Annotated in this window: 10 protein-coding genes; 6 read left to right on the forward strand and 4 right to left on the reverse strand. The window is 63.6% G+C overall.

The genetic code is table 11. The features are described from left to right. Window positions 1-38 precede the first annotated feature (38 nt). The 3 genes from B2Z70_RS10000 (at window position 39) to B2Z70_RS10010 (ending at window position 1,395) form a co-directional block, all read left to right on the forward strand. Window positions 39-473 (forward strand): hypothetical protein, encoded by a 435-nt coding sequence (locus tag B2Z70_RS10000; protein ID WP_292982954.1) that lies wholly within the window; start codon window positions 39-41, stop codon window positions 471-473. Window positions 474-605: 132 nt separating this feature from the next. Then, window positions 606-1,040, forward strand: a complete 435-nt coding sequence (locus B2Z70_RS10005) for a hypothetical protein (RefSeq protein WP_292982956.1) — start codon at window positions 606-608, stop codon at window positions 1,038-1,040. 70 nt (window positions 1,041-1,110) lie between these two features. Next, on the forward strand, window positions 1,111-1,395 hold the full coding sequence (locus tag B2Z70_RS10010; RefSeq protein ID WP_292982958.1) for a YrhK family protein: 285 nt from the start codon (window positions 1,111-1,113) through the stop codon (window positions 1,393-1,395). A 6-nt stretch (window positions 1,396-1,401) separates the two neighbouring features. Here B2Z70_RS10010 and B2Z70_RS10015 read toward each other — a convergent pair whose 3' ends face one another. The 4 genes from B2Z70_RS10015 to B2Z70_RS10030 all read right to left on the reverse strand — a co-directional run bounded on the left by B2Z70_RS10015 (window position 1,402) and on the right by B2Z70_RS10030 (window position 7,070). Next, the gene (locus tag B2Z70_RS10015; RefSeq protein WP_292982960.1) at window positions 1,402-2,586 is read right to left on the reverse strand and encodes a hypothetical protein; all 1,185 of its coding nucleotides are present in this window, start codon (window positions 2,584-2,586) and stop codon (window positions 1,402-1,404) included. A gap of 93 nt (window positions 2,587-2,679) precedes the next feature. After that, on the reverse strand, window positions 2,680-4,422 hold the full coding sequence (locus B2Z70_RS10020; protein ID WP_292982962.1) for a DUF885 domain-containing protein: 1,743 nt from the start codon (window positions 4,420-4,422) through the stop codon (window positions 2,680-2,682). Window positions 4,423-4,473: 51 nt separating this feature from the next. Further along, window positions 4,474-6,138 carry a M61 family metallopeptidase gene (locus tag B2Z70_RS10025; protein WP_292982964.1) on the reverse strand — a complete coding sequence of 555 codons (1,665 nt, stop codon included), beginning with the start codon at window positions 6,136-6,138 and terminating at the stop codon, window positions 4,474-4,476. A gap of 74 nt (window positions 6,139-6,212) precedes the next feature. Next, window positions 6,213-7,070, reverse strand: a complete 858-nt coding sequence (locus B2Z70_RS10030; RefSeq protein ID WP_292982966.1) for an SDR family oxidoreductase — start codon at window positions 7,068-7,070, stop codon at window positions 6,213-6,215. 190 nt (window positions 7,071-7,260) lie between these two features. On the opposite strand from B2Z70_RS10030, the gene sdhC reads away from it, so the two are divergent. The 3 genes from sdhC to sdhA all read left to right on the forward strand — a co-directional run. Continuing rightward, complete coding sequence (gene sdhC, locus B2Z70_RS10035; protein WP_292982968.1) at window positions 7,261-7,665, forward strand: succinate dehydrogenase, cytochrome b556 subunit; 405 nt, start codon at window positions 7,261-7,263, stop codon at window positions 7,663-7,665. Next, window positions 7,665-8,042 (forward strand): succinate dehydrogenase, hydrophobic membrane anchor protein, encoded by a 378-nt coding sequence (gene sdhD, locus B2Z70_RS10040; RefSeq protein ID WP_009802246.1) that lies wholly within the window; start codon window positions 7,665-7,667, stop codon window positions 8,040-8,042. Before sdhC ends, sdhD begins: the two co-directional genes overlap by 1 nt. 14 nt (window positions 8,043-8,056) lie before the next feature. Further along, on the forward strand, window positions 8,057-9,300 hold a 1,244-nt coding region (sdhA, locus tag B2Z70_RS10045; protein WP_292982971.1), incomplete at its 3' end, for a succinate dehydrogenase flavoprotein subunit.

The raw sequence follows: 9,300 nt of genomic DNA on the forward strand, positions 1-9,300 counted from the left end.
TCTCGACCGACAGACGGGGCATCACACGGCGCACTGACATGACTTTCACCACACGCCTTGATCATGCCCAACGCCTTGTCGTGTTCCACGGTAAGGAAAAGCTGTCGCAGGAAGAGCTGAGCCAGGCCCTCAGGCTCTTCAGGGATCCCGACTTCCCCTCCGATTACGACATTCTCAATCTCTTCGATGAGGACATACGGGTCGAGATCAATCACGACTCCATCGTCTCGCATGCAATCGAACGCCAGCGCACCCTGATCGAGCGTGAGCCTGGTCGACAGCTCCGGTCCGCCTTTGTCGCTGTGCCGCCGGCGCTGAAAGCGTTGCTGGATCTCTGGCCGCTCTTCTTTCCCGAGACGGATGGAAGCCTGCTGATCCGGTTCTTCGATACGCTGGAAGAGGCGCTGGCCTGGCTGGAGCGGGAACCGTTCGACGTGGCGGCGCTTGAAGACTTTCCGGTTCAGCCCCTCTAGGCCCAGCCGGCATGACCGAAGAACCAATTCATCGGGGTTTTTCTTTCGCGCTTTCGTTGTAGTATCGAGCGCGAGGCGTAGATCACAACATCCTGACAATCGGGCTGAATCAGCCCACGGCGGCCCAAGCGCATGACATTCACCACTCGCCTCGATCATGGCCAGCGCCTGGCGGTCTTTCACTGGAAGGACACGCTCTCCCAGTACGATCTCAACCAGAACCTGCACGTGCTCAGGGCCCTCGACTTTCCGGCCCATTACGATCTCATCCATCTGTTTGACGAAGAGATCGATGTTCAGATCGATCACAACAACATCGTCGCCCATGCCATAGAGCGTCAACGCACCTTGCAAGAACGCGACATCACCCATCAGCTCCGCTCCGCCTTCGTCGCCGCGCCAGCCAGTTTGAAGCTTCTTGTGGAAATCTGGCCGCTTTTCTTTCCCGAAACCGATCAGAGCCTGCTGATCCGGATCTTCGACACGCTCGATGAAGCGCTCGACTGGCTGGGGCGCGCGCCCTTTGACGAGACGACCCTTGAGGCCTACCCGCTTCGCGAGGTCTAGGGCGCACACGCCGGGAGCAAACCGCCCCGGCTGTGCGTTAGGCTCTCAGGCCTAATTGCGGGAGACGCCTTTGACCTATCTCTTTCACCCCGACAACCAGATCGACAGCGACGCCGGCAAGCGAATCTATGCCCTTTACGAGATCGGGTTCACGCTGGTTGATGTGGCCGCCGCCCTGTCTTTTCTTGTGGGATCGAGCCTGTTTTTCTGGGCGGAGACAGAAACGGCGGCGATCTGGCTCTTCGTCATCGGTTCGCTGTTTTTCACGGCCAAGCCCATGATCCGGCTGGGGCGGGAAATCCACCTCTACCGCCAAGGTCATACGGACACGCTGGCGAAGGAAGAAGGCGTCTGAGTCCGGCTAGCGCGGCGCGATGACCAGTCCCAGCGTGCGGTTGTCGACAAGCTCGAACCCGGTCAGCACGCCCTCGGGAAACCCCGTGATCCAGGCGCGCTCCATCAGGCGGGTCAGCATGGGCGCCTCACGCCGCACCTCGACAAGGGGAAGAAAACGCCGCTCGCGCGGCGGTTCCGACAGCACGCCGGGCCCCGACACCACCACGCGCCCTCCGGTCATCACGGCGTGCTCCTCAAGGATCAGACGCGGCGGCGGCGCATGCGGATCGCTCAGCTCGAACCGGATCTCGCCCGCGCTTTGCTGGAAATGCTCGCAGATCAGACGGGCATCGCCTTCCAGCTCCACCACGCCGCCCTCATTCCTCAGCCTGTCCAGACGGGCCGGGACCCCCGCCCATTCGCCATGACCCCGACACTCATAGACGCCGCCCGGTCCGAGATGCACAGCAGCGGCATCCACCCCGCGCATGCGGGCCGGCGCATCGGCCTGGCTTGAGCCCAGCACGATCGCGCTGTCACTCTCCAGACGCGCCCGGCCTTCCAGACATTCAAGGCGGCTGTCGTCCTTCAGGGTCAGGCTCTCCACATAGGCGCGCCCGCCCGGCGTCATTGCAATAACGGATCCATGCTCGGCGATCACGCTCTGATGAATGGCGCAGGGCTGGACCCCGTCCGGGCACAGGATCAGCCGCGCCTCCCGCAAACCGACAGGCTGGGCGACCCGGAGCACGCCGCCGATCAGCAGTTCGCCCCGGGGAGTGGCGTCGAGGCCCTGGCTGAGCAGGAAATCTGTCCCGGCCGGCACGCTCAACCCGCCCTTCTGCACCAGCAGGACAGTGGGCAATTCCGCGCCCGCCTCGGCGACCAACCGGCCTTCGAAGACCTGATTGAGACCCCGGCCCAGGACGCGCAAGGAGAGCGCCACGACCGTGCTCAATCCCTTGAGCTGGACGCTTGAGAGGCCCTGATCCTCGATATAGCTGCCGTTTGAGGACGTCAGCCAGGCCGAGCGCAGGAACCAGCCTGCGGTCCGGGTGAGCCTGAAGGGCTCGACCACATCGATCACGAAGGCCAGCCCGGAGTTCACCAGCTCGATCGCCTCGGCGTACTCAGCTTCATTGCGTATCGCGATGACGCCGTCATGGATGCGATCGCGCAGCTCGGAGGGTTCTTTTCGAGGTGACCGCATCCGTTCCGCCTTCGCCCTTGCCGGATGAAAGCGAGTATGGTCACCGCGCGGCGATAAGGCTTGAGCGACAGTGTCGCCCAAGCCTGGTCAGCCTTATTGCGCCTGATCCGCGATCCAGGCGCGCATCTTGGTTTCGAGATAGCCGAGCGGCACCGCGCCTTCATCAAGGACATGATCGTGGAAGGCGGCGAGGTCGAAGCTTTCGCCGAGCTCGTCTTCCGCATCCGAACGCAGTTCGCGGATCAGCAATTCGCCGGTCTTGTAGGCCAGCGCCTGTCCGGGCCAGCTGATATAACGGCTGACCTCATTGGTGATGTTGAGCGGGCTCAGCGCCGAGTTCTCAAGGAAGCAGGCCTCGGCCTCGTCCCGGCTCCAGCCATACCAGTGGATGCCGGTGTCCGCGACGAGGCGGCAGGCGCGCCACATCTCATAGGTCAGACGACCGAAATGCTGATAGGGCGTTTCATAGATGCCCATGTCCTGACCGAGGAACTCGGTATAGAGCGCCCAGCCCTCGCCAAAGGCGGTGATATAGCCCTGGGTGCGGAAGTCCGGCACGTTTTCAAGCTCTTGCGCGATGGCGATCTGGTGGTGGTGGCCGGGAACCGCCTCGTGCACCGTCAGCGCGGGCAGCTCATAGAGCGGGCGCTGGTCGAGCCGATAGGTGTTGACCATATAGCCGCCGGCAATCCCCTGCTCGGCGTCGCCGGGCCAGTAGCGCGCGGTGGTGTAATTGGGCGCGATGGCGGCGGGCACGGGCCGCACGCCATAGCTCAGACGCGGCAGATGATGGAAGAAGCGCGGCATCTGGTCATCCGCCTGCTTGGCGAAATAGGACGCCGCCATCATCAGTTCGCGCTCGCTTTCGGCGTAGAACTGCGGATCGGTGCGCAGGAAGACGAGGAAGTCGGCGAAACTGCCTTCAAACCCGGTCTCGGCGATCACCGCTTCCATGTCCGCACGGATGCGAGCCACTTCGGCCTGTCCGCGCTGATGCACCTCTTCGGGCGTCATATCGAGCGTGGTGTGCTGGCGCACCAGCGCCCGATAGAACTCATCTCCGCCCGGCAGGGAGCGCGCGCCCAAGCTGTCGCGCGCGGCGGGCATATAGGTCTGTGTGAAGAAAGCGTGCAGCTCACGCAGCGCCGGAAGCGCTTCCGTCTCGACCGCATCGACGGCTTCAGCCATCAGGCGCTCGCGCTCTGACGCCGGGAGGGTCTCGGGCAGATTGCGGATCGGGGTGAGCAGCTCGCTCTCCTCGGCGGGGGTGATCTGCGCCTCGATCTGGTCGGCGACGCCTTGCAGGATGGCGCGCGGCTGGGTGAAGCCGGTCTCGATGCCGCGCTCCAGCCAGGCCTGCTGCTCGGCCAAGTATTCAGGCAGGGCGTTGAGCTTTTCGATCCACGCTTCGGCCTCCTCCACCGTGCGCACGCGTGTGGTCAGAGCGGCGAAGCTGGCGGTGGTGTGAAAGCCGCTGTCATTGGTGAACGGGATCATCGCCGTGGTCATGGACGGGACGGCGACCGCGCTGTCCAGCTCATAGGCGAGCACGGCGTAATTGGCCTGCTCATCAGCGGGAAGATCATTGGGTTCGATGGCGTCGATGCGGGCGTCAAACCCCGCCATGCCTTCATCCCAGCGCTCGATCGCCTCAATGCTCATATCCGGCCAGGAGGCGGCGGCCTCGAGATCGCCCGCCCGGGCGCGGGCGCCCAGATTGCGCTCGGCGTTGAAGGCTTCATAGTCCGCGATCAGATCACGGAAGTCCTCGACCGGCGTGGCGAAGGCCGGCGCGGCCAGGGCCAGCGCAGTGATGGACGCCAAGGCAATACGCATGAGCGAACTCTCTCCCCTTTGTATAGGGGAGAGAGTGTCGCCCCTCGTGGTTCAGTTCAAGCCTGCGAGCGCGGCGCGGCAAGCCGCCTCATCGCCGGAATAGGCGATCTGCTGGACTCGCAGCACCTCGCCATTGGTGGGCCAATAGGCGATGTCGCGCTCCTCGCCCTCAACGGTGCGGATGCGCATGACGCTTTCCACGCTGGCGTCGCCATAGGCGCCGCCCACGCGCTGGACCATGAACATGCCCGGCTCGAAGCCGGCCGCTTCCGCACTCGAGCCCGGCTCGACCGCGGTGATGATCCGCTCGCCGTTTTCATTCTCGCCCAGCGTGAAGCCATAGACGAAGACCGGCTCGTCCTGTGTCTCGACCGGGCCGCAGCCGCCAAAGGCCTCTTCAGGCAGCCAGATCATCTCGCCATCCATGATGTGTTGCTGATGCAGATGGCTCAGATCGACGCCCGTCACGGCTTGGGCCACCTCGATGAAGCGGGACGGGGCCGGGCCATCTTCGGCGCTGTCGAGCATGGCGTGCATGACATCATCGAGATCCTGCGCGCCATCGGTCTCTTCCCGAATTCGGGCATCCGCCAGCGCCGCAAACACCTGACCCCGCAGATAGGGCAGTCGCTGGATGTCCGGATTGGTCCAGAAACCGTCCAGAATGGCGTCATTGGACGCGGTCCTCACCGGCGAGCTGGCGTAATCGCGCAGGAATTCATTCCATTGCGCCACGCCCTGCTCGGCCGTGAAGCTGCCGCCGCGCACGCCGGCGCGAGTGGTCAGGAAATCCGTGAAGCCTTCGGAGAACCAGTAGCCTGCCGGCTCCTCCGCCTCACCTTCCAGCGGGCCGCCCAGGCGCTTCACATTCCAGGTATGGGTGTGTTCATGGGCGAGGATGCGTTTGACGGTGTCGATCTCGGCATTCGTCGTGATGAACATGGCGAAACTGTCCGCCAGATTGGTGCCGCCAATGCTGATCCAGTCCGGCTCCGCCTCGAGCGGCAGCACGGTAACAAGATAGGGTTCGCCCGAAGCGTCCCAATACTCAAGATTGGCCTCGATCACATGGGCGAGATTGTCCATCAGGGTCTGGTCATCGATCTCCAGCGCGCCCCGCACGGCGACCCGCACCGGCGCACCGCTGATCTCCTGGGTCATCACCCGAAAATCGCCCGCGACGATGACACTCGCCATCAGCGCATCCACATCCGCCACGCCGTGCTCGAGATCAGACGCCAGCGCCCAGCCGTCCGGCGCATTGAACGCAAACGAGATCGTCTCATCCTCGCGGCTGTTATCGGGCAGGATGACAAAGGTATTGCCGATCAGGTGGACGAAGTCAGGCTGCACGAAGGGGCGATAGGAATCATCCGCCGCGGCGCTGGGCGCGCCCTCACGATCCTGGATCACCTGATAATCAAGGGCAATCGCCGCCCCCGGCGCATGGGTGAGGGTCCAGCTTTCCGGGCTGTCGCCGGGCGTCAGGACCGCGTCCTCCCCGCTGGCGCTCAAACCGGTTATGCCGGTCCAGAGCTCATCCTCGCCGCCCCAGAAGCTGGGCAGGCCCAGGATCGTCTCGCCATCCTCATCACCCAGAAACGCCACATGGACGTGGATTTCCGGCCCATCCGCCGCCTCTTCAATGGTCAGCGTATACGCCAGTTCCGGACTGGCCGCCTGCAGCGCCAGAGCCGCAATCATTCCCAGAGCCATCAAGCCCTCCCCCGTTAGCCTGTCGCCATAAGAAAGGGCGGAGTGCGGCGGCGCCAGTTACCGTTTGGACAGGCTCACCGGCGCAGCAAACCCAATTGCTTGGCGATCATCCGGTCCGCCATGCGGGACGGCAGGATCTTGAGCATCAGGCTCTGCATCGGCGTTGGCGTGACCACGGTGTTGAGCCTGGGTTTCGCGTCGGTCAGAGCCGCATGAACCGCCTGAGCGACACGGACAGGCGGCAGGCCGTTCTCGGCGCTCTTCAGTGTGAACTTCAATAGCCGATGGATCGCCTTGATGAAGTCGGTCTGGCCGTACTGCTCGGGGTCGAGTTCCTGCGCCTTGTCCCAGATCGGCGTCTTGATCGGGCCCGGATTGATCGCCACCACATCGATCCCATAGAGCATCAGTTCCCGGCGCAGGCCTTCGGTGAAGGCTTCGAGCGCGAATTTCGAACAGGCATAGGGCGTCAGGATCGGCATGGCGTGAAATCCCGCCACCGAGGAGATGTTGACGATCCGGCCCGGCTGTCCGTCAAAATCCGCACGCGCGCCCATGAGCGGGGCGAACGCCTGGGTCACCCGCAACTGACCCGTGACATTCACATCGAGTTGTCGGGTCATCTCTTCGGGCGGCAAGTGAAGGAGCGGGCCCGCAACGGCGATTCCGGCATTGTTCACCAGCCCGTCGAGCGTCTGACCTTGCAGGTCATTTTGCACCTGCTCAGCGGCTGATTTTATTATGCCTGCATCGGTGACATCGCAGAGAACCGGATACACAGACGCGCCCAGCTCGGCGCTCAGACGCTCGGCGTCTTCGGGTTTCCGGACCCCGGCATAAACCCGCCAGCCCTTGTCCGCCAGATACTTGGCGCTCGCATAGCCGATTCCCGTGGATGCGCCCGTGATCATGACGCGCTTCATTTCAGACATGTGACCTCCCCAGTCGCCACGCTCGCAGATCAAGTCCAGTCGCCGCGAGAGGCGCGCAACTGAGAACCGTTTGCAAACACAGCAGCAATCCACACTTTGGTGTGCGTTGACGTTAACCCGGTGCGGATTATTGTCACGCCCGAGTTCCGAGCTGACGGGGCTAATGATTTAATTTAGTGGGGGCCCTTCCATGGCCAAACAATCTGTCGATCCCCGACCGATTTCTCCGCACCTTGAAATCTGGCGCTGGCACGCGACCATGGCGTCGTCCATTTTTCACCGCGCTACCGGCGTCGGCAATTATATCGGCGCCATCTTCCTGACCCTCTGGCTGGTGCTTCTGGCCGCCGGCCCGGACGCTTACGGGGCCTTCGAAGCGCTGATGGCCGGCCCGCTCGGCCTGCTGGTCAAGCTGGTGCTGTTCCTCTTCACCCTGTCCCTGATCTATCACCTCATCAATGGCGTGCGCCATCTGGTGTGGGATGCGGGCAAGGGCTTTGAACCCAAATTCGCCAACACCGCCTCCATGGCGATCATCATCGCCTCCATCCTCGTCACCGTGGCGATCTGGCTTCTGTCCGGAGGGCTGATCTGATGGCTGATTTCCGCACCCCCCTCGCCAAGGCTCGCGGCCTGGGCTCCGCCAAGTCCGGCGTGGGTCACTTCATCGCCCAGCGCGTCTCCGCCCTGGCCCTTGTGATCCTGGTTCCGCTCTTTGTCTGGGCCGTCGCCAGCCTGCCGGGCGCCGATTACGCCAGCGCCTATGCTTTCGTGGGTTCGCCCTATGGCGCGATCCTGACGCTCCTGACGCTCACCGCGGCGCTTTATCATATGCGCCTGGGTCTTCAGGTCGTCATTGAGGACTACATCCACAAACCTATGTCTAAAGCCCTGCTGCTGATCGCGAACACGCTGATCTGCGCAGGTCTGTGGGTCGCCGCCCTGTACGCCGTGCTGGCGATTGCAAGCTGAGAAGGACGACTTGAATGTCCGCATATGAATGGACCGACCATACCTTTGACGTTGTTGTCGTGGGCGCAGGCGGCTCCGGCCTCCGCGCCGCCCTGGGCGCCGCCCAGGAAGGCCTGAAGACGGCCTGCATCTCGAAGGTTTTCCCCACCCGCTCGCACACCGTCGCAGCCCAGGGCGGCATTTCCGCCTCGCTGGGCAATATGGGCGAGGATGACTGGCGCTGGCACATGTACGACACCGTGAAGGGGTCGGACTGGCTGGGCGACCAGGACTCCATCGAATATCTCTGCCGCCACGCGCCGAAAGCCGTGTACGAGCTTGAGCACTGGGGCGTGCCGTTCTCCCGGACGGAAGATGGCAAGATCTATCAGCGCGCCTTTGGCGGCATGACCCGCAATTTCGGCGAAGGCCCGGTGCAGCGCACCTGCGCCGCCGCCGACCGCACCGGTCACGCCATCCTGCATACGCTGTACGGCCAGTCCCTGCGCCATGCGACCGAGTTCTTCATCGAGTATTTCGTGCTCGACCTGATCATGGATGAGGACGGCGCCTGCCGAGGCGTCACCGCCTGGAAACTCGACGACGGCACCCTGCACCGCTTCCGCGCCCAGAAGACCATTCTGGCGACCGGCGGCTATGGCCGCGCCTATTTCTCCGCCACCTCCGCGCACACCTGCACGGGCGACGGCAACGCCATGGTGCTGCGCGCGGGTCTGCCGCTGCAGGACATGGAATTCGTCCAGTTCCACCCCACCGGCATTTACGGCGCAGGCTGCCTGATCACCGAGGGCGCACGCGGCGAGGGCGGCTATCTGACCAACTCCAAGGGCGAGCGCTTCATGGAGCGCTATGCCCCGAACGCCAAGGACCTCGCCTCCCGTGACGTGGTCTCGCGCTCCATGACCATGGAGATCCGCGAAGGCCGCGGCGTCGGCGAGCATGGCGACCATATCCACCTGCACCTTGACCACCTTGATCCGGCCATTCTGGCCCAGCGCCTGCCGGGCATTTCAGAAAGCGCGAAAATCTTCGCCGGCGTGGATGTGACCAAGGAGCCGATCCCGGTGATCCCGACCGTCCACTACAATATGGGCGGCATCCCGACGAACTATCATGGCGAAGTGCTCACCAAGGTCGGCGGCAATCCCGACCAGGTCGTGCCCGGCCTGATGGCGGTGGGCGAAGCGGCCTGCGTGTCCGTGCATGGCGCGAACCGTCTGGGCTCGAACTCGCTGATCGACCTCGTGGTGTTCGGCCG

This window comes from Oceanicaulis sp. UBA6590 (assembly GCF_002433705.1).
Taxonomy (GTDB): domain Bacteria; phylum Pseudomonadota; class Alphaproteobacteria; order Caulobacterales; family Maricaulaceae; genus Oceanicaulis.

Bases quoted from the DNA above. Each gene is read 5' to 3' on its own strand.
- B2Z70_RS10025 (WP_292982964.1), bottom strand. From the start codon at position 6,138: ATGGCTCTGGGAATGATTGCGGCTCTGGCGCTGCAGGCGGCCAGTCCG.
- B2Z70_RS10000 (WP_292982954.1), top strand. From the start codon at position 39: ATGACTTTCACCACACGCCTTGATCATGCCCAACGCCTTGTCGTGTTC.
- B2Z70_RS10005 (WP_292982956.1), top strand. From the start codon at position 606: ATGACATTCACCACTCGCCTCGATCATGGCCAGCGCCTGGCGGTCTTT.
- B2Z70_RS10020 (WP_292982962.1), bottom strand. From the start codon at position 4,422: ATGCGTATTGCCTTGGCGTCCATCACTGCGCTGGCCCTGGCCGCGCCG.
- sdhD (WP_009802246.1), top strand. From the start codon at position 7,665: ATGGCTGATTTCCGCACCCCCCTCGCCAAGGCTCGCGGCCTGGGCTCC.
- B2Z70_RS10015 (WP_292982960.1), bottom strand. From the start codon at position 2,586: ATGCGGTCACCTCGAAAAGAACCCTCCGAGCTGCGCGATCGCATCCAT.
- B2Z70_RS10030 (WP_292982966.1), bottom strand. From the start codon at position 7,070: ATGTCTGAAATGAAGCGCGTCATGATCACGGGCGCATCCACGGGAATC.
- sdhC (WP_292982968.1), top strand. From the start codon at position 7,261: ATGGCCAAACAATCTGTCGATCCCCGACCGATTTCTCCGCACCTTGAA.